Raw genomic sequence first — 20,639 nt, 5'->3', positions numbered from 1 at the left:
CTTTGATTGTCATAACAATAACTAAACAATAATATATTTTAAAATTTTTCTTGAAAATCATTTTAATTGCCCTTACGATTGGTTTTGTCAAAGCTTGATAAGATATTTTGATGTAGGAGGTTCAAAGCATTGATGAAAGAAAAATTTAGCGGTATTGAAGAATTTAAGGATATTGAAATCGCATATATGCGGAGAACGGGTGCTTATGGCCCGGGAAATAATCAATTAATGGATGATTTCAAAGCGCACTTAAAAGAGCATAACTTACTCACAGACGATAGCACCATACTTGGGATAGCAATGGATGATCCAATCCAAACGCCACCAGAAAAGCAAAGATATGATGTAGGCATTATTATCACCGATGGCGAAAAAAAGATTGATTTACCTACTCGTAAGATTCCTGACGGACGTTACGCAATCTTTGAAGTTGCTCATACCGTTGAGGGAGTATCACATTTTTGGGAAAACATTCAAAATTTAACGAGTGATTTACCGGTAGATAACACTAAACCAATAATTGAGCGGTATGCTTCTTCAAAAGTTTCAGCACACTTATGCGAATTTTGTGTTCCTGTGAGATAAATTAATGAAAAAGGTAAGTTATTAATGGAAAAACAATCATGGGTATTATGTCCTACTTGCAATAGCAAGACCCGAATTAAGGTACGTGAAGATACGGAGCTATTAAGGTTTCCACTATTCTGTCCCAAGTGTAGACACGAAAATCTAATTAATCTAAAACATGGAATTATTACAGTTATTAAAGAGCCAGACGCGAAGACGCAGAGCCAATAATTTGTAGGAATTACTCTTACAGATTATTGGCTCTTTAATTTTTGAATGTGATATTTAATTGATTTCACACTAAGTTGCCAAAGATTGTTACCAGATACTAGCCTAGCAATTCATTGAAAAAATAATAAGGCCCCGAAGTTAGAACAACTTCGGGGCTTTTATTATGACTAAATTAAGATCTTAAATCTTTGACACAACTATCAAACCGTATTCATAGAATCTGGGCTCTGTTATACCAGTGCTTTATCTTGGCAGTCTGTCTGCTCTTGCTAAAAATGGCCGAAATGGGCTGTGGGGCTCCGTTTGGTACCAATAGGCAACCGTCGAAATATCATCTGAGCGCTCATATAAACCAATATCATCATTGCCAATATCCTGAAAAGTTACTTTTAATCGGTTGGAAAAAGCGATGGGATCTGACAAGTGCCAGCGGTACAAGCCATGCTGGGGCAGTCCATCATTGCCACAAGCATGAACAGAATTAGGATCGGGTTTCCCAGCGCTGAACAGGTCACGGGTATGATCCTGCGTTTCATGAAATGGATAGCCCTGAAACGCCGTAGAATAAGTGTAAGTTTGTGGCAATTGTCCGTATTCCTGCTTTTGAAAGGCCCACGCACCACCAAAGTAATCCTCGGCGCCGGTTGAGGTAACAGTCGGGAACTGCTCATCATTGTCTAGGTAAAATTTAAACTCACCTTCACCCCACCAATATCTTTGCAATGCACAAATCGCCATGTAAGTACCAACATAATAACCTTGGCCTTGAACACCATCAATCAAGGTATAATCACGCCCTTTTTTAACCGGATCTTCCCGATTCCAAAAAGCATGAAAGTATAATAATTCAGGATCTTCCTGGGGCTTTTCAACATAATTAATCGTGTAGAAGAAATGTTTGATAAAACCAGGATGCTCGTTAGTAATCGTGATTTTAGCATGGCGGTTAAAAGGCATCTTAAAGTAAGAATTCATCCCTCCAAAAGGATTGACGACAATTGGTACCGAATTAACCAAGCACCGACTGGCAAAACCGTTACAAAAGAAGTCGCCCAGCGGAACCTCAACTGACGGATTTTCTTCATTATCCCAGTACATTCTTAGAACCAAATCCCGTAAAACAAAGCTGCCTTTGGTCGTTTTATCCGTTACGGTAAACCACATGTGCCTAATTTCACCGGGGCCCTGAATATCGGCCAAAGTAACGGTTTCGCCTTGGTCAAGTGAAATATCAGCGCTGCCCTTTCTTTGCGGGCCCAATTTTCCCGTGGCCATTGCAGCCCTTCCTGGTTCACCAGTTTTGTTTTCAGCCGAAATTGTCCTGCTTTTTTCATTTTTAAAATGTAATACGTCATCTAAAGTACTCATTATGCTTACCTATTCATCGTTATCATCATTGGTGTCTGTTATTGTTACTTGAAAAAGCTGCTGTCTTGCAGCCGCAATCATTTGGTCAAGATCAATTGGCTGCTTATTTTTAACCGCCAAGGCTAATTCAAGTGTGAAGGGCAAATTGACGCCCGTAATCACGTGAACATTATTTGCTAAAAACTGGCTAACAACTTGATTCACACTGCCAAAGCCCAAGTCCGTTAATAAATAGAACTCATCTTCTGGATTAAGCAAAGCACTTATTTGCGCTTTTAATTCCTCTGTTCCCTCATTATGCATATAGGCACAGACAGATGTCACAATTTCTTGGTCACCGGTCAAACCGGCAAGCGTTTCTTGGTAGCCACGTGCCAACTTATAATGAGTGATTACAATTATTTTTTTCATAAACATTCCTTATTTCAAAAATCCGAAAGCCGCACCAAACATTGCAATAACAATGAATAATAGAATTACCCAAGTCATGCTTAGCTTTTTCGATTTTAAAAGTTTGTATGCCAATAAAACTAATAAAGCAGGAATCATCTGCGGCAGAATTTTATCAAGCATCGGCTGAATCTGCATTGAAACCTTGCCAAACTGAAATTTTAATGGTGAAGTAACGGAAATAACCGAGCCAATTAGGGCGCCAACTACGGTAATTCCCAAAACTGAAGCTGCTTCCGTTAAATAATTGATTTTATCGCCATATTCAGTGATAATCTTTGAACCTTGACGATAACCAAATTCAAAACAATGCATTCGTAAGAAAAAGATTACTGCAATTAAAATTCCCCAAAGCAAAATGCCAAACGGATTATTTTGTAGTGCCATGTAAGCAGCAATCGAGCCCATGATAGTCGGAATCATTGTCATTAAAAGTGAGTCACCAATTCCTGCTAAAGGGCCCATTGTCCCCACTTTAAAATCATTGATAGCGCTTTTTGCTGCCAGTCCCTGCTTTTCTTCCATGGCAACACATGCACCAAGAACAATTGCGGCTAACCAAGGTTGGGTATTATAGTATTGAAAATGATTGTCGAGTGCTTCAACGTAGTCGTCATCGTTACGATAAATTTTTCGTAAAATCGGTGATAAGGCATACGCAACAGAGGCCCCTTGCTGAGTTTCATAGTTAAAGGTTTCAACACTCATTAACCAGCGGTAATTTGCCTTGTGCAGATCCTTTTTGGTTACGATTGGCCCGTATATTTTCTGGTCATTTTTCTTTGTCATTTTATTCGTCCTCTCCTATGCCAGCAGTATTTACTGCACTAGCAGCTGCCCTATTTTGTCCTTCTTTTTCAGCCTGCTTATACGTTGCAAACGCAGCCGCAAAGCCAATAATTGCTGCACCAATAATCGGTACTTTCAAAAAGGCGGCTAAGAAGAAGCCAATTAACAAATAATTAACCAGTTTTCCCGTAGGCATATAATTTAGCAGCATTGCAATTCCAACTGCTGGTAACATTTCACCGGCAATTGTTAAACCGCTCATAAACCATTTGGGCATTACCTGTAAAATAAAGTTTACTGCCGATTGACCTAAAGTTACCGCAATAAAAACGGGAATGGCAGCCGATAAACCAAAGAACAACGGTCCAAGCCAAGTTACGGCGGTCATTTTTTTAAACTGATGCGCATCCGCATAGCTTTTAGCTTTTTTAGCAACAAAGCCGTTTAGGATTTTAACAATGACATCTAATTGGACACCCAGCATCCCAACTGGTAGTCCAATTGCCAGCCCAGCACTTTTACCCATCGACACACCAAATGCGGTCGCAATAATTGCGGTTGTCCCATAATCTGGAACTGATGAGCCGCCAAAGCCAGCAACACCCAATGACATTAATTGAACCGTTCCACCAACTAGTAAGCCGGTCTGAATATCACCCATGATAATGCCCGTGAAAAGGCCCCAAAATACTGGATAGTTAACAAAAAGCATTGGGATACCGTAATAATCAACGTGCTTAATGAATGCAAGAAGTGTTAAAAGAATAATTTGTAATATTGTAAAGTGCATTTTAGTTATCTCGCTCTACTTTCTAAAAATTCTTTGGTCACATTAACTTCTTTGTCTGCCGGAACATATTGTGACACTAGTTCTACTCCAGCATCTAAAAGTACTTCATAGTCGGCAACTTCATCCTTATCAGCAAAGGCTCTTTTGGATAACTCAATGCCATTTTCACGTGCAGTTGTCCCACCAATAATTAACTTAGTAATTTTTACGCCACTATTAACTAAGTCTAAAAAGGTTTTTGGTTCTTTTGCCAAAACTAAGAGTTTTTCTGGATCATATTTACCGCTCTTAAAATTAGTTAAGGCCTTTTCTTCCGTAATAATCGAAATCGCATTACCCGCTGGCCGAGCCATTTTCATTGTTGCCTTGCTGATCGGGTCATTTGCAGTGGCATCATCGATGACCATTACTCGATTTGAACCTGATTCTGGTGCCCACTGCGTAACAATAATTCCATGTAGTAAGCGGTTGTCAATTCTGGCTAACACAACACTCATTTTTCTTCCTCCTTAAAAGCAACTAGCTTTTTTACTTGTTTCACTTACCTATTAGCAATTTTTATGCCAAGTTAGTGTCCAAAAAGCAGCAATTGAATAACTTCTGCGTGTTATCAAGCTATTTTTTATTAATTACCACAATTGCAACTGTCATTTTTGCCACTAAGCAAATAGCAATAATCTACTGTCTAAGCTTAATTTTATTGCCCGAATTAAAAATCAATTCGTAAATATAGGCAATTTCCGTTAGTGGTATTTTAATGTTGTATATTTCCTCAAGTGGAGCAAATGAGCTGTGAATGACCGCCATTCCCTGGCGCTTTTTTGGGCTATCGTGAAAATTACGTGGACTATTCTCAAGTGATTGGTTCCGAATAATTCGTTCAATCATGCAACTGACATGGACATATAGCGCCATAACAATTTGGTTTGGCAAGCGCGGTGTCAAATAATTATTTAGGTGCCCAACGCACTGGCTAATATTTTTAATTACCGCCTTAGTATCCAAAATGGTTAGCGAGTTGATTACCCGTTCAATACTAAAATTTTTTAAGACGGCATCATTGAAATTATCCAGGTCTTGGCTCGTGAGGTCATTTTTTAGAGCTTCTTTTAAAACGTTTAGCTTAGAGCCGTTTACCAGCTGGTCAATCGAGATAAAGGGGATATTCTGGTAATTAGGATTAGCGGTGCCAATAATTGTTAAAATATTATACTTGCGCTTGAGCACATCTTCCTGATCATCAATTTTTAAAGCATCATATGAATACGCCTTAATCATTACCTTAGTCTTAGTCGGTAAGCTTTCTTTGATCATGTCTTTAATTTTAATTGCTGTACCTACACCTGTCGTGCAACAAACGATGATTACGTCTTGTTTAATCATTTTGGGAAAAATCGTCCGGTAATCATTATGAATATTTTGGTTCATATTCTGGGCCATTGCTTCAATTGGGCGCCGCTTCTTTAAGTAATCAGCCGCAAACAGTGCTAACTGCGTTGATACATTATTAAAAATTACAATTGGAAAGCTAATGTCTAGTTCTAGTAACTCGGGAATTTTTTCAAGTGAGCCCATGTCGGCCATCAGCACTAACCCATTATTGACATGCCGCACTCGGATGTAGTCAGCCACCTTTTGTGCAATAGCCGCTGGTTCAATATCAATAGGCATATCAAAAGAGTCAAGCAGAGGCTCGCCCATAATTTTATTAACTGCATCTGCGATGCTGCTTGCAGTTGAATAACCATGCGCTAAGAGAATGCAGTGAACAATGTCAGTGCTTTTTTCTCGTTGGATATTTTCAAGATAAAGCGTCAAAAACAGGCGATCAACTTCATCAGTATAAAGATTCAAAAGATTGTTAACCGTATCCAAAATCAGCTGCACGACTGGCTTAACGTAAGTAGTTTCATTTAGTTTAGCCACAATCTCGTCCGCCATCTTGCCTTCCGCAACGGAAATAGGCCAAGATTTTTCTTGACGAAAATAAAAATATGAGGAGATTGCCACAATAATATTGCCATTAAATTCATTTGTTTGATCATTTTGCAAGTAGCCGACTTTTTGATCGAGTGTCTTTTTAATTAGGGCTAGTGGCAATTCACCAATTTTTAAATCATCTTTTTTAAAAATCAAATAGTCACACAAAGAATTAATGGCCTCAATCGCTTTTGCCTTAAATGATGAAAAATTTTCTTGGCGGTACAATAGAAAAATTTTTTGGATAGTTTTTTGAATATAATTTAACCGTTGCGGACTGCCCAAAAAGGAACTGACTTTACTATCCGGCTTAATTAACAAATCACTTTTATTTGCGGGTAAAACTACTCCTTCATCCAGATTGGCTAATAGTAATTCCTGTGGTAAATCGGCAAGTTTGATATTAACTTGTGTCGCTTGTGGATTTTTTTCTAAGCTACTTGCGACAGAAAGGAGCACGTCATTTTTTAACTGGCCAATATTGTTGGCAAAACTGGCACTCGTGAGTGCTAAAAACGCCTGACTGTTAATGCTAATGGCTTTATTAATCTTTTTAGCATGTTCAATATAAAAATAGATAATTAAGGCCCGAATTTCGCTAGTAGTTCGCTTTTTTAGCGGCGGCATGGTAATTTGAACCGGCATTCGCCGAATAAAAGTTACCAAAAAACTGCTTTTAATTTCTTCGGTTGTTGCGCAGACTAGGCGGACATTAACCTTTTTATTTTTACCAGCAGCGCCTAATGGAGAAATCATGCCAGTATCAAGGTAAGAAAACAGCTTTTCCTGCCCCTTGGCATCGAGCCGATGGACTTCATCCAAAAAAAGCATCCCACCATCTGCTTGATCGAATAACCCCGCGTGATCTTGCTCAGCTCCGGTAAAAGCGCCTTTAACATAGCCAAATAAAGTACTAGTCAACAGTTCCGGATTATCGGCATATTCAGCACAATTGAAACTGATGAATTTACTATCAGGTGCAAGATAGTTTTCTGCCACACAATAATCAAAGTATTTTTTTGCCAGATAGCTTTTACCCGTCCCAGTCTGACCATTAATTAAAACTGGCAAACTACCAGGATACGAAGCAGCAGCTTTAAGCTTTTTTATCTGGCTGTACAGCGATTTATCATTACCAATTACGGTTGCAAAAACATCTTCGCCTTTTAAGTGCTGCAAAGTAGCCAAACTATCATATTCGCTAGCCAGTTCACGGCCTGCTTCTTGTTCCGCCTTCTTTTTAGCAAGAAAAATCGCCGGACGTGTATTAACTTTAATTAGCTTGTTTTCTTTGACCAGCTCGTTTAAATAATGACTGACCGTATTGCGTTTAAGCGCTAATTTATCAGCCAATTCTTGGGTTGACAGATAATGATCCTTTTCTTGGCTATCTTGCTCAATTAACGACAGTAATTTTTCTTTTACACTCATGCCAATTCCCTCATCACATAACTTTATGACTATGTTAGCGATTTTATGTAAACGGTTCAAGCAGAATTAGATTGTCCAAGCTCGGCTATTCTATCGATTTGGCAGTGCTGCATAGAGCAGCAAAATCACTTGAACGCAAAAAAGCAAGCACCGAAAATTTCTTTTCTGCTTGCTTTTTAACTATTAATAAAAATAATGCATTTAGTTAGCCGCCTGCTGACCAGCTAGTCTGCCAAATGTCTGAGCATGACTAGCCGTTAAACCAGGTACATGATCCGGATATGAGCCCCAGAAAAAGCCACCACTAGCATTACCTGCCGCATATAGATGCGGAATGACCTGTCCCTGCGTATTCAAGACTTGCATTTTAGTGTTAATTCTAAGACCATCCAAAGTAGCCAATAAGCGTCCGCCATAGATAGCACCATAATAAGCACCAGTCTTAATTGGCACCAGTCTGAAATCTTCCTTACCAAATTGGGTATCTCGACCTTGCTCGCACATCTGATTATAACTGGCAACACTATTTCGCACATTTTCAACTGGCAAATGCAGTTTTTGCGCTAATTCTGCAATTGAGTTAGCTTTTTGAATAAAGCCTTCCTTTACCCGGTTATTAATTTCTTCTTTATTCTCGTCAGTATTATAAAAACCGGGCCAATTAAGTCGAGCACAACCTAAGGTATGAAACTGTTTTAAATTATTCATCGTTGCATCATCCCACAGAGCTACTTGCAAGTAGCCTGGTTGCTTAGTGGCCCGATTCATGTCAAATTCATAGGGCGCACTTTCATTACCAACACGTTCACCATTTAAGTTTAGTTTTAACAGCGGATAACTGCCTAGCCAAAAGTAACCAACATCTTCCCATGATTTCACATAATAATCATTTGTATTAGTGCCAACCGGTACAGCTCCCCGGTCAAAAATAATTTCAGCAGGTTCTTCATCGCGCCAAGCACCAATTTCTACTGCCGCAAGCTGACCCGAACCATCATCACGCGGACTATCAGAATAAACATTTTTCTTTAAGCCTAATGGATTCCATTTTTGCATTAAAGCTTCGTTTGAGCCATATCCACCAGTACAAATGATTACGCCTTTTTTAGCCCGTAATTCAAGCACTTCTGAAGTTGCCATCTTCTTAGCAACTAGTCCGGTAACCACACCGTTTTCCGTAATTAAATGTTCAAGCTTAGTTTGCCACAAAAAGTCTGCACCTAATTCTTGGGCTTTTTCAATGACCCAATTTCCGTAAAAAATATCTTCATGCTGCTTATTAGTGACATCATGTTCAGTTGGAAAGGCCGTGTTAATTAAAGTTTGGTAATGTGCATCTTTTTGCGCATAAAGATGTGCACCATGAGGTTTTAGAACATTATCTTCAAGCCAGTCAACCGTAGCGGCACTATTATTAACCCAGGTCCACAAAAGCTTTTGGTCAACATTATCCTGCGCAAAAGCACATAAATAGTTAATTAACTGGTACTTATCAATGTCAATTCCAGCTTTTTTCTGGGCCTTAGTCCCAACAGCAGCAAGCGACAAGCGGTATAAATAGTGGGTACTTTTCATCTTATCAATCACTAAGACTTTGGCACCTTTTTCGGCAGCTGCACACGCAGCCATCCCGCCAGAATTACTTGCTCCAATAACGATCACATCATATTCATTTACTTTCATTTTCTTCTCCTACTTTGTTAAACGGCTAGCCCGGTTTTCGCCAATGATAACGGCCAACAACACAACTACTTCACAAATTGCGACGATGCCAACAACAATATTCCAGTTATGGGTCGCATCGGCGATATTGCTCAAAACCGGTGTGGCAAAAGCACTGACCACGTAAGTTAGCGAGCTAGCATACGAATAACCAGCATCAAAATTTTTACCTAATATGTCTTTGGCAAAAACTTGTTCACCCGAACCCATCACAACCGAAATAGCATCTGCCGGCACGGCTGCAACAAGTGCTAATGACGCTAATCTAGCTTGATTAGCAACGATCATCAAAACGGGGGCTAAAATTGCTAAAAACAGCCACCAAGGTAATGCTTTTCTGCCGCCAAAGCGATCAGTCGTTATACCAAATAAAGGTGTCAAAATAAGATCCGCAACGGTAATAATTGTTGCGATTGCGCCACCAGTTCCTGCGCCGAAGCCGACTGCTTCCGCAAATGACGGCCAAAGTGAGGTAATGTTGCCCGCAAATTCATTAAAACAAAAGAAAATTAAAACTAGGACAAAGGAAAGTGAAAAAATCACTTTACTCGTGCCTGAATTATTGCTCTTTTCTGCATTATCACCTTCAGCAGAATTAGTTAGTTCAGCTTGCGAAGACACTCCATAAGGCAAAAGGCCAATCTTAGCCGGTTCTACCTTGGTTAAAAAGGCACATGGTAAGCCAATAACTAGCATAATAATGGCCAAAATAATAAATGCTCTGCGCCAGCCATTTGCCTGGATTATCTGTGACGAAACTGGGGTAATGATTGCTAAAAAGATGGTGTTAAAAAAGGCACCTGCGGTGAAGGCAAAGTTCTTTTTCTTCACAAACCAATTATTAATCACTACACCTTGAACAACATAGCCACTAAACCCGCAACAAATACCAACAATTGCAGCTAAAAGATAGAACGCAATGACATTTGTTGCTGTTGAAAATAACCAAGTCGCTGCTGCTGATACGATAATAGCCCCCATCAAGATCAGTGAAACATTAACTTGGTGGATAAACTTGCCAACAAGCGTAGTCCCAATCGCCATTGCTAGGATTAAGACCGTGTAGTAATAAGAAACTGACCCCAATTTGCCGCCACCAATTGAATTGGCTAATGGCGTCAAAAAGAGTCCCATTACTTGGGTAAAAACACCGGCAACAACCCCACACAACAAGCCAGTTGTGACAATCATCAACCACGGATAAATTTTTTGCTTTTTCTTCATCAACTCTGCTCCTTTTTTGCTTTATTCAAATTTATGGTAGCATTGAGTTAAGCACTTTCAGCAGACATTAAAGAAATCAGCTTTGCCAAATTGGCAAAGCTCATACATAACTTTTGGTAATTAAAATGAATACTAACCAAATAAAGTATTTTTTATCGCTTGTTCGAACAAAAAATATTACCCAAACGGCTAATCAGATGTTTGTTTCTCCTTCAACCGTTTCTAAGAATATTCATAAATTAGAAACATTCCTAGGAACCAAGTTGATTAAGCCCGGTCGCCGCGGAATTGAACTAACCACAAGTGGTGAATTTTTTTACGTCAAGGCAAAAAGGATCTACCAAGACATTGATGATACCGTAACTGATATTAAAAACAGCAATTTAAAAGCACTAGAGCCAATTACCATTGCTTTTACTGGTTCATTATTTGAAATTGAGTTTTTATCCCAATTTATTCAAAATCTAGATGAAAAACTGCAGCCAAGAATTAACCTGGAAATTTTCGATCCTAATGACGGTAACGGAATTTCAACCGCATTAATTCAGGGTAAGTATGACTTCGTCTTATACCAAAAAGACTTTTTTATTGATAAAAAAGAAATAGCTTTTAAATCGGTATTTGCCACGGGCTTATCCGTTATTACGTCAAAGAAAAATCTTTTAAGCCAAAAAAGGGCGATTAGTATTAAAGATCTTTTTAAGCAAAATGTTTATATTTGGAATTCGGTTCCACCCCTCCCTTTAATCAACCACTTTAAGTTTGAACTGTCACTGAAATATCCCGAATTCAACTTTAAGAGTATCAGCGATGAGGTTGTTTTAGAAATTCTTTGTGCAAGTAACCGCTGTGTGGGAATCATCCCTAGCATTCTTTACGATAAGGTTAACGAAAATCTCAATTTTATTTTGCTAGATTATAAATTGGCATTTGAGAATGGTATCGCCTACCGAAAGGGTTACGAAAAAAAGGCTTATTTTAAACCAGTTTTTCACGCCCTTAAAAATGCGGAACTAACAGAAAAGGCCAAATGGATTGATTGAGGGATTTTTTACGCACAATACACAAAAAACGGTGAGAAAAAATTCTCACCGTTTTTAATTACCCAATTTTTGGTTTAACCAGAATTATTAATCTTGGGGCACCCGAACCAAATTATCGCGCACCAAGCACTCAGCAATTTCCACCGTGTTGCTGGCAGCGCCACGTAACAAGTTATCGGCCACTACCCACATGTGGAACGCTCCGGCGTTTTCTTCATCGGCACGGATTCGGCCCACAAAGGTTTCACGCTTGCCTGCTGCTTGTAGTGGCTGCGGATAAAGCTGCTTTGACGGGTCATCTTGTAAAACTAAGCCCGCTGTTTGCGCAATTATTTGCTGAATTGCCTTAACGCTTGCAGCATGATCTTTCACAACAAAGTAGACAGTTTCACCATGACCAATTTCAACCGGAACCCTGATGCAAGTTGCGGTAACTTTAATTTGACTGGAGTTCTGGTCATTAAACAAAATTTTCTTGGTTTCATGAATCATTTTCCATTCTTCGTGAGTGTAACCGTCATTTTCAAAGACATCAATCTGGGGTAGCAAATTAAAGGCCAAAGGATAGTGCTTGCGATCAGCCCCAGTTGGCAAAATTTGGGCTTGGGGCTGTTGCCCATTCAATAAGTCTTGAGCCTGCTGCAACATTTCATCCCAAGCAGCTTTTCCAGCACCGGACACCGCCTGATAAGTTGAAACAATTATCTGGCTTAAGCCAAAACGCTGAAAAATAGGATACAATGCAGCTACCATTTGAATAGTTGAACAATTGGGATTGGCAATGATGCCATGATGATGGGCTAATTGCTCATCGTTTACTCCAGGAATAATTAGTGGTACGTCATCGTCCATCCTGAATGCACTTGTATTATCGACGCAAACCGCACCGCGCTTAACTGCTTCTGGCAATAATTTTTGAGAAACTGCGCCACCGGCCGAAGACAAAACCAAATCAACCCCGGTAAATGATTCAGGCGTAGCCTCTTCGACAGTGATTTCACGTCCCTTGAACTGCAATTTTTTTCCGGCGGAACGCTTTGAAGCCAGTAGTTTAACTTGTTTAACCGGAATATTCGCCTGCTCAAGCTCACTAATTAAACGCTGACCAACCGCACCGGTTGCTCCTAGTATTGCAACGACGTATTCTCTCATTTGTTATCATCCTTTGTTACTAAAAAATTCTTAATTCTGTTTACGGCCTCATGTAAGTCTGCATCACTAGCAGCATAAGAAAAGCGAACATGTCCCTCTCCTCCGGGACCAAATGCACTGCCGGGGGTACCGCCGACTTTAGCTTGCCGCGCTAAATCAAGTGCAAATTTTTCATCGTCTGTCCCGTATTCAGCTGGAATTTGGGTAAAAACATAAAATGCCCCCTCGCTGGTCATCGTCTTTAAGCCCAAATCATTAAGTGCTTTAACCAGGTAGTCACGCCTTTTTTGATAAATTGGTCGCGCCTGTGCTGGGTCATCATCGCCATGTTCTAACGCTTCTGCAGCCGCTGCCTGGGCCGGATTAGACGGAGCTGTCACTAAAAAGGCATGCATTTTAGCAATTGGACTGATCAAATTAGCCGGACCCGCAATATAGCCGATGCGGTAGCCTGTCATCGCGTGTGACTTAGATAGGCCATTAATTAAGAGGGTACGTTCAGGCAAATAATGAGCAATGGAAGTATGCTTAATGCCATAAGTCAGTTCACCATAAATCTCATCTGAAATTACATATAAGTGATTTTCTGCAATAATCGGGGCCAGCTGAGCCAAAACGCTGCTAGAACATTCGCGACCGGTAGGATTGGTCGGATAATTGAGCAAAATTGCTTTGGCATGAGGATGCTGCCGTAATGTGTCTTTCAAGGCTTCCGGCGTCAAAACAAAATTGGTTTTAGCGGTATTAATTGGCACCAATTTTGCTTTAGTAAATTGAATTAGCGGAAAATATAAGGCATAAGATGGGGTCGGCACAATAATTTCATCCCCTGGCTGAAACAACGCTAGCATCGCGCAAGCAATCGCTTCTGTCGCACCAACCGTAACAATGACTTCAGTTTCGGGATCATAAGACAAATTTTGTTTGCGTTTTAAATAGGCGCTTATTGCTCGGCGCAATTTTGGAGTACCCTTTTGGGCCGAATAATGGGAATCATTATCTAAAATGCTTTGAACAGCTGCTTGTTTAACGTGTTCAGGTGTATTTAAATCTGGTTCTCCTAAAGTTAATTTAATTAAACTCGGAATATCATCAACTTTTTGGGCAAACGCACGAATCCCTGAAGGTGGTATTTCGGCCAAGGGCGTGGCAGTTATTGCAGTTAAATCAGCAGCTAAATGAGGCATTTTAATTACTCCTTTTCTTTATAAGATTTTATCTAAACCAACAATTAATTCATCCAGATCCATGATTTTAGCTAATGCTACTTTTACTCCTTGCATGAACGAGGAGCGGTCAAAAGAATCTTGCCTAATGGTCAGGGCTTCGCCTGGTCCACCAAATAAAACTTGTTCATGAGCAACATAGCCCGGTAAGCGAACTGCATGAACCGGAACGCCAGCACAATTGGCACCACGTGCTGGATTATCATCGCAGCTATCAGCTTGGGGCTGTTTTTTGCGGCTTTGGGCAATTAATTTAGCAGTGGCACTTGCCGTACCGGATGGTGCGTCAAGTTTATCGGCATGATGCATCTCAATAACTTCTGCATCCGGAAAATACTGAGCTGCTTCTTGAGCAAATTTCATTAATAAAACGGCCGATAGTCCAAAGTTAGGAACAATAATTCCACCCATTTTTTGTTTACGCGCAATTTCTTGTAATTGTTTTATTTGTTCATCAGTTAATCCGCTAGTACCAATGATTGGGCGCATATGATGCTCTAAGGCAAACTTCGTATTAGCGTAAACGGCACTTGGAGTAGTAAAGTCAATCCAAACATCCGCACTAAGATTAATATCTGCTAGTTGCGTAAAGCGAGCTACCGAAGCACTCACTTCATCACTAGTCGTTGCATCTGGTGCCAAAACGCCAACCAATTCACAGTCAGGTAGTTGCGCAATTAAGTGGGCAACCTTTTTTCCCATTGAACCTGTTGCACCAGCAAGTAAAATTTTTTTCATGATTAATTCACTCCTAATTCTTTAGGCAAGCGGTTAAACAAAGCCGTTTCTTTTAAGCCTAGATGACGGGCTAACTGTTGTTTTTCTTCCTTATTTAAAGTAACGATTGGCAACCGGCATCCCCCGGCAGCTAATCCTTGTGCATTCAAGACCGCTTTTACCGGTGACGGTGACGGATACATAAATAAAGCCTGCATTTTAGGCACTAATTGTCGTTGCAGCTTACCGGCGAGAGCAATATTGCCCCGAGCTAATTCATCATACATTTGCCGCATAACTTGGCCGTAAATGTGGGAGGCAACTGAAATTACGCCATGTGCTCCAAGCGTCTTGGCAGCTAAAGCCTGCACGTCCTCACCCGTATAAACCAAAAAGTCATCTACAGTGTGCTCGATAATATACTCTAAATCTTCCAGTTCCGTGCATTGCTTGACACCGGCAATTTGCGGATTTTGTGCTAATTCCACAATTGTTTCTTTTGCAATCGTAATTCCCGTTCTGCCTGGAATGTTATAAATCATTAGCGGAATTTGCGCTTTTTTGGCTACAGCCTCAAAATGGGCCTTAATGCCACGCTGGTTAGGCTTGTTGTAATAAGGTGCAACCACTAAAGCTAAATCAATTCCAGGAATTTGACTGACCTCTGCAGTAAATTCCGCGGTTTGTGCCGTGTTATTGCTACCCGTGCCGGCGATGACTGGCACACGGTTATTAACTATCTGTGCAAATTTGGTGTAAAGCTGAATTTTTTCATCATGGGTCATTGTGGCTGTCTCACCAGTTGTGCCGCCAATGACAAATCCCCGGCTGCCCGTTTTGAGCAAATGCTCGGTTAATTCTTCTAAGCCAGGATAATCAACCTCACCTTGTTCATTAAATGGCGTAATGATTGCTGTCATTAAGTCTGCTTGCGTAAAATCCGTCATCTTGTTCTTCCTTTCAATAGAGTTACATGTGCTGCTTAAAGAAACCGACAATTGCATCAATTCCGACTTTAATAGCTTCTTCTTGCGGACTAAAAGTTGCCGAATGAAGCTGTGAATCATCCTGCACGCCTAGCCAAAACATGCTGCCCGGAATTTTAGCTAGTAAATAGCCGAAATCTTCTCCCGTCATTGCTGGCTCCGTTTCTTGATAATTAACAGCAGAATCTTTTTTTAAATAGGTAATCAACTGAGCAGTTATCTCCGGATCATTTTCAACTGGCCAATAGCCACCCTGATTAATCTCCAATTTAACTTTTGCTTGAAAACTTTGACCTATACCGGCAGTTACTTCGCGTAAACGTTGTTCAATGCGTTCGATCATCGTTTGCGTTAATCCGCGAATTGTTCCTTCTAAACGTGCATGTCCAGCGATTGCGTTTCTAATCGTCCCCGCCTGAATCTTGCCAATCGTGATTACCCCACCGGCAATTGGATCGATGCTGCGGGAAATAACGGTTTGCACTTGCTCAATTAGAGCTGCCGCAGCCACAACCATGTCATTTGCCCGTTGAGGATAAGCTGCATGCCCATCTTGCCCGTATAAATCGATGTTAACTTCTGCTGCTCCGGCAAATAAAGTGCCATTGCGGCAGCCAATTGTTCCAGTAGGCAAGTCAGGGGTAACATGAAGTGCAAAAAATTCATCAGGACGCCACTGACCAGTGAAGACCCCTTGCTCGTAAGCAAGTTTGCCCCCATTTTTGCTCTCTTCTGCTGGTTGAAAAAAGAACAGCAAATTATCTTTTGGCTGGTGCTCACTAAAATAGTTAAGAACACCCAAGGCTACGGTCATATGGATGTCATGACCACAGGCATGCATTTGACCATCATGTTTTGAAGAAAAAGGCAACCCCGTTTTTTCTGTTACCGGTAAGCCGTCAATGTCAGCGCGATAGCCAATGGTTTTAGTGGGATTGCTTCCCTTGACTCTGACTAAAATAGCAGTTGGCAATTCAGGCACAGTCTTAATTTCCAAATAGTCTTGCCGAAATTGGTGGATAACTTGTAACAAGTACTTTTGCGTTTGTTTTTCTTCTAGGGCTAATTCCGGTATTTGATGTAAATCACGGCGGATTTGGATTAATTGCTCATTTGTTAGCATTGGCTTACAGCTTTCTTAAATCTTGTTCAATCTTGGTCTTACTTGTGGTTTTTTCATCCCGCTGCTTAATAATTTTAGCTGGGACACCAGCTACCACCGCACTTGCTGGCACATCAGCAGTAACAACTGCTCCGGCAGCAATAACTGCGTTATCACCAACTTGAACTCCTTCTAGGACAACGGCATTGGCGCCAACTAAAACGTTTTGGCCGATTCTAACCGGTTTTGCAGAAGCCGGTTCAACCACGCCAGCAATAACCGCTCCCGCACCAACATGAGTATTGGCGCCAATAATTGCGCGCCCACCAAGGACAGCATTCATGTCGATCATGGCATTTTCACCGATTTCCGCTCCAATATTGATTACGGCTCCCATCATAATTACCGCATTAGCACCAATACTTACTTGTTGGCGAATCAACGCACCAGGTTCGATCCGGGCCGAAACATTTTTTAAATCCAATAAGGGAACGGCCGAATTGCGGCTACAATTTTCTACTTGATAATCATTGATCTTAGCCGCATTGGTTCTTAAAAACGGCACTAAATCCGCCCAGTCACCGAAAACCACCCCAACATGATCATTTACAAAGGGTCTTACTTCTACTGGCCAGTCTAATTTTGCCAGGTCACCTTTTACATAAACCTTAACTGGCGTTTTCTTGGGTGCATTGGCAATAAAATCAATTATTTCTGTCGCTGACATATTTTTCATTTGAATTCCTCACTATTCTTGATAAAAACGATCATGACTGACTAAATCTTCATTGGTTTCACGTGTAACAACTTCTTGTGCGTGACCATTTTCTGCAAACACAACAGCTGGTCGAGGCACCCGGTTATAGTTCGATGCCATGCTGTAACCATAAGCACCAGTTGCTAATAGTGCAATTACATCACCTGCTTTGGTCGCTGGCAGCGGCAATTTTTTGATTAACAAGTCCCCTGATTCACAATAGCGCCCAGCCAAGTGGACTGTTTCGTTAGGTTGAGCAGCGGGATCACGGGCAAGAAGTGCTTCATAATCAGCTTGGTAAAGAGCCGGCCTAATATTGTCACCCATACCGCCATCTACTGCTACATAGGGCATTAATCCGGGAACATCTTTACGTGCGCCAATCGTATACAAACTGTAGCCCGCGCTACCGACGATTGAGCGACCAGGTTCAACCCAAACAGCTGGAACTTTCAGTTGATATTCTTCAGCTAACTGGCGAAGAGTTGTCACAATCTGTTCAACAAAAGTTCCTAAAGCCAACACTTGGTCTTGGGCGGTATAACGAATACCAAAGCCGCCTCCAAGATTTAAGATTTGGGGCTGATAATCATATTTTTTGGCCCATTCACGGACAAGTTGCATTAGTTTTTTAACTTCAAGCTTAAAGCCGGTCGTTTCTAAAATCTGTGAACCAATATGTGCATGAAGACCAATTAAAGTCATCTGTTCACTAGCCTGTACTTGTAAAAAAGCCTGCTCGGCTTGCCCAGATTTGACGTCAAAGCCAAACTTACTGTCTTCTTGACCGGTCTGATCATATTCATGAGTATGTGCCGTAACGCCGGGAGTAATTCTTAACATGACCTGAATATGACTTTTAGTATCAGCAAGAACTTCCTCAAGAAGTTTAATTTCATGAAAGTTATCCAGAATAATTACGCCAACATGATTTTGCACCGCCATTAAAAGTTCTGCCCTAGTTTTGTTATTCCCGTGAAAACTGATTTTGCTACTTGGAAAGCCAGCTTTAAGGGCGGTAAACAATTCACCGCCTGAAACGACATCAATATGGCCGTGTTCTTGATTAACCACCTGATACATCGCAATGGTGGCAAAAGCTTTGCTAGCGTAACTGATTGCATAATCGATGTGCTGTTTGGTAAAGGCTTGCTGCAAAGCCCGAAACTGTTGCCGAATTTGAGTAACATCGTAAACTACAAGCGGCGTGCCGTATTCACGGGCTAAATCTAGTGCATCAACTCCACCAATCGTTAAGTGTCCTTGATCATTAGTCTCGTAATAATCATCTGCTGGCATCTGGTAACCCTCCGTTTTCTTGAATAAAAAAGGACTCTTTTGTGTGCGCTTAGCATACAAAAGAGTCCTTCAAAAAATTAAAATTAATTATTATCTGGTTCAATTTTGACGAGCGCTCCGCAAATTATTAACTTGCGACAGTCCGTAATCTCTTAAATTACGTCCCAGCCAATTAATTACCGCAATAATTAACGCTTCGGCAACCGCCCCTTTTACTGGTTTCTTAGTTTTTGCAGAAACTCCACCAGCTACTCTTGTTGGTCGCGACCTCTTCGATTAATAAAAATCTTATTATTAATCATAGCCGATGTCAACATTTTTTCATAAATAATTCACTTGCCCAATTTAAATACGCGCTAAATCGCCTTTTCGGTTGCAGATTAAAATTAAAATGTTAAAATGCGTTACTATCAAACTTAAAATAATTTAATCAAGCAGGTGATCGAGAATGAAAGTTGTTAAATTTGGTGGTAGTTCTCTGGCAAACGGAGAACAGTTTCAAAAAGTGCTTAATATTATAAATGCTGATCCAACCAGAAAAGTAATTGTTACTTCAGCACCTGGAAAAAGATTTGAGCAGGATACCAAGGTGACTGACTTATTAATTGACTATGCTAAAAAAACGATCAAGCACCAAGACTGTGCCGCAATCGTTCAACAAATTTGGGCTAGATATAGCGAAATTGCACAATTTTTTGACTTAAATCCGGACACAATTGCACCTTTACACCAGGAATTGTGCGACTTACCCACAATTTCGTATCCAGACAATGATTTTCTCATGGCTGCATTTAAAGCCCACGGTGAAAAGCTCAACGCTCAGCTGCTAGCCCTTCTTTTACAACAAAAACATTTTCCGGCGCGCTTTCTCGATCCCCAAGAAGCCGGCTTTTTAGTCAGCAATGTCGCTAATGATGCTCAACTTCTGGAAGAAACCTACCAAAATCTCTCTCGCTGGCGCGACATACCTGAAATTCTTGTTGTTCCGGGATTTTACGGTGTTACCCCAACTGGCAGCATTGCGACCTTTTCACGGGGTGGTTCAGATATCACCGGCGCAATTTGGGCCCGCGGAACTGCGGCCGACTTGTACGAGAATTTTACTGATGTTAATGCCATTTATGCTGCTGATCCAAGAATTGTGACCAAGCCGCACCCAATCAAAATCATGACCTACCGAGAATTACGGGAATTATCTTATGCCGGGTTTTCGGTTTTTCATGATGAGGCACTAATTCCAGCGATTCAAGGTCAGGTATATATCAACGTGAAAAATACTAACCACCCTGAACTTCCGGGTACGCTAATTGTTCCCGAAAAGAATTTTCATCCCAAAAATATTATTACCGGTGTCGCAAGCTCCAATCACTTTGCCGCTTTATACTTACATCGATATTTACTTAATAAAGAAACTGGTTTTACGTTAAAATTACTAAAAATATTTTACCAGTTTAATATCTCATATGAACATATGCCATCTGGAATTGACGACTTAACCGTTATTTTTGACAAACGCCAGTTTACTGAAAAACTGCGCCAACAAATGTGTGCCGAAATTAAGCGAGTTCTCCAGCCTGATCAATTAGAATGGATTGATGATTATGCCATCATCATGGTTGTCGGCGAAGGCATGCGTAACAAAATCGGTGCCATGCAAAATATCACTACCCCACTGGCCCAAAGGCACGTTGCAATTCATATGATTAATCAGGGGGCTTCCCGTATTTCAATAATGCTGGGAACTAAAAAAGAGGATGCGGCTGCCGCCGTTACCCAGATTTACCACCAATTTTTCAAATAATTTT

The 20,639-nt window shown here is 40.7% G+C and carries 19 protein-coding genes and 1 riboswitch; of the genes, 4 read left to right on the top strand and 15 right to left on the bottom strand.

Annotated elements, in window-relative coordinates:
• The first annotated feature begins 132 nt into the window (after window positions 1-132).
• The gene (locus J3U69_RS04980) at window positions 133-585 is read left to right on the top strand and encodes an AraC family transcriptional regulator (protein WP_267413310.1); all 453 of its coding nucleotides are present in this window, start codon (window positions 133-135) and stop codon (window positions 583-585) included.
• 24 nt (window positions 586-609) lie between these two features.
• Window positions 610-798, top strand: coding sequence for a cysteine-rich KTR domain-containing protein (locus J3U69_RS04975; RefSeq protein ID WP_103752558.1), 189 nt, complete (start codon window positions 610-612; stop codon window positions 796-798).
• 243 nt (window positions 799-1,041) lie between these two features.
• Here J3U69_RS04975 and J3U69_RS04970 read toward each other — a convergent pair whose 3' ends face one another.
• From J3U69_RS04970 to J3U69_RS04935, 8 genes are all read right to left on the bottom strand, one after another.
• On the bottom strand, window positions 1,042-2,166 hold the full coding sequence (locus tag J3U69_RS04970; RefSeq protein ID WP_267413247.1) for a glycoside hydrolase family 172 protein: 1,125 nt from the start codon (window positions 2,164-2,166) through the stop codon (window positions 1,042-1,044).
• A gap of 9 nt (window positions 2,167-2,175) precedes the next feature.
• The gene (locus J3U69_RS04965) at window positions 2,176-2,577 is read right to left on the bottom strand and encodes a PTS sugar transporter subunit IIA (protein ID WP_267413246.1); all 402 of its coding nucleotides are present in this window, start codon (window positions 2,575-2,577) and stop codon (window positions 2,176-2,178) included.
• 9 nt (window positions 2,578-2,586) lie between these two features.
• Entirely contained in the window at window positions 2,587-3,405 is an 819-nt protein-coding gene (locus J3U69_RS04960; RefSeq protein WP_220220344.1) for a PTS system mannose/fructose/sorbose family transporter subunit IID, read from the bottom strand.
• A gap of 1 nt (window position 3,406) precedes the next feature.
• Window positions 3,407-4,195 (bottom strand): PTS mannose/fructose/sorbose/N-acetylgalactosamine transporter subunit IIC, encoded by a 789-nt coding sequence (locus J3U69_RS04955; protein WP_220220345.1) that lies wholly within the window; start codon window positions 4,193-4,195, stop codon window positions 3,407-3,409.
• A gap of 5 nt (window positions 4,196-4,200) precedes the next feature.
• Window positions 4,201-4,692, bottom strand: a complete 492-nt coding sequence (locus tag J3U69_RS04950) for a PTS system mannose/fructose/N-acetylgalactosamine-transporter subunit IIB (RefSeq protein WP_267413245.1) — start codon at window positions 4,690-4,692, stop codon at window positions 4,201-4,203.
• A gap of 181 nt (window positions 4,693-4,873) precedes the next feature.
• Complete coding sequence (locus tag J3U69_RS04945; RefSeq protein WP_267413244.1) at window positions 4,874-7,606, bottom strand: sigma 54-interacting transcriptional regulator; 2,733 nt, start codon at window positions 7,604-7,606, stop codon at window positions 4,874-4,876.
• Window positions 7,607-7,807: 201 nt separating this feature from the next.
• Window positions 7,808-9,289 carry an FAD-binding protein gene (locus J3U69_RS04940; RefSeq protein WP_267413243.1) on the bottom strand — a complete coding sequence of 494 codons (1,482 nt, stop codon included), beginning with the start codon at window positions 9,287-9,289 and terminating at the stop codon, window positions 7,808-7,810.
• Window positions 9,290-9,298: 9 nt separating this feature from the next.
• Complete coding sequence (locus J3U69_RS04935) at window positions 9,299-10,552, bottom strand: MFS transporter (protein WP_267413242.1); 1,254 nt, start codon at window positions 10,550-10,552, stop codon at window positions 9,299-9,301.
• A 125-nt stretch (window positions 10,553-10,677) separates the two neighbouring features.
• Between J3U69_RS04935 and J3U69_RS04930 the strand changes: the two genes are divergently transcribed.
• Window positions 10,678-11,595 carry a LysR family transcriptional regulator gene (locus tag J3U69_RS04930; protein WP_267413240.1) on the top strand — a complete coding sequence of 306 codons (918 nt, stop codon included), beginning with the start codon at window positions 10,678-10,680 and terminating at the stop codon, window positions 11,593-11,595.
• Window positions 11,596-11,682: 87 nt separating this feature from the next.
• Here the strand turns inward: J3U69_RS04930 and J3U69_RS04925 are convergent, their stop codons facing one another.
• Genes J3U69_RS04925 through lysA form a run of 7 tightly spaced genes read right to left on the bottom strand, consistent with a single transcriptional unit; the run spans window position 11,683 to window position 18,834 of the window.
• Window positions 11,683-12,747, bottom strand: coding sequence for an aspartate-semialdehyde dehydrogenase (locus J3U69_RS04925; RefSeq protein ID WP_267413237.1), 1,065 nt, complete (start codon window positions 12,745-12,747; stop codon window positions 11,683-11,685).
• Entirely contained in the window at window positions 12,744-13,934 is a 1,191-nt protein-coding gene (locus J3U69_RS04920; RefSeq protein WP_267413234.1) for an aminotransferase class I/II-fold pyridoxal phosphate-dependent enzyme, read from the bottom strand. Before J3U69_RS04920 ends, J3U69_RS04925 begins: the two co-directional genes overlap by 4 nt.
• An 18-nt stretch (window positions 13,935-13,952) precedes the next feature.
• On the bottom strand, window positions 13,953-14,714 hold the full coding sequence (gene dapB, locus J3U69_RS04915; RefSeq protein WP_267413309.1) for a 4-hydroxy-tetrahydrodipicolinate reductase: 762 nt from the start codon (window positions 14,712-14,714) through the stop codon (window positions 13,953-13,955).
• A complete protein-coding gene (gene dapA, locus J3U69_RS04910) occupies window positions 14,714-15,637 on the bottom strand; it encodes a 4-hydroxy-tetrahydrodipicolinate synthase (RefSeq protein ID WP_267413232.1) in 924 nt (307 codons plus the stop codon). Before dapA ends, dapB begins: the two co-directional genes overlap by 1 nt.
• A 22-nt stretch (window positions 15,638-15,659) precedes the next feature.
• Complete coding sequence (locus J3U69_RS04905) at window positions 15,660-16,799, bottom strand: N-acetyldiaminopimelate deacetylase (protein WP_267413230.1); 1,140 nt, start codon at window positions 16,797-16,799, stop codon at window positions 15,660-15,662.
• A gap of 4 nt (window positions 16,800-16,803) precedes the next feature.
• A complete protein-coding gene (gene dapD / locus J3U69_RS04900) occupies window positions 16,804-17,514 on the bottom strand; it encodes a 2,3,4,5-tetrahydropyridine-2,6-dicarboxylate N-acetyltransferase (RefSeq protein ID WP_267413228.1) in 711 nt (236 codons plus the stop codon).
• Between the two features lie 12 nt (window positions 17,515-17,526).
• Window positions 17,527-18,834, bottom strand: coding sequence for a diaminopimelate decarboxylase (gene lysA, locus J3U69_RS04895; protein WP_267413227.1), 1,308 nt, complete (start codon window positions 18,832-18,834; stop codon window positions 17,527-17,529).
• A 103-nt stretch (window positions 18,835-18,937) separates the two neighbouring features.
• A riboswitch (Lysine riboswitch) is annotated at window positions 18,938-19,115 on the bottom strand.
• 167 nt (window positions 19,116-19,282) lie between these two features.
• Here lysA and J3U69_RS04890 point away from each other — a divergent pair.
• Window positions 19,283-20,635, top strand: a complete 1,353-nt coding sequence (locus J3U69_RS04890) for an aspartate kinase (RefSeq protein ID WP_267413226.1) — start codon at window positions 19,283-19,285, stop codon at window positions 20,633-20,635.
• Window positions 20,636-20,639: the final 4 nt, after the last annotated feature.

This window comes from Lactobacillus sp. B4026 (genome assembly GCF_026535825.1).
Classification (GTDB): domain Bacteria; phylum Bacillota; class Bacilli; order Lactobacillales; family Lactobacillaceae; genus Lactobacillus; species Lactobacillus panisapium.
This window is presented reverse-complemented; position numbering and strand designations above follow the sequence as displayed.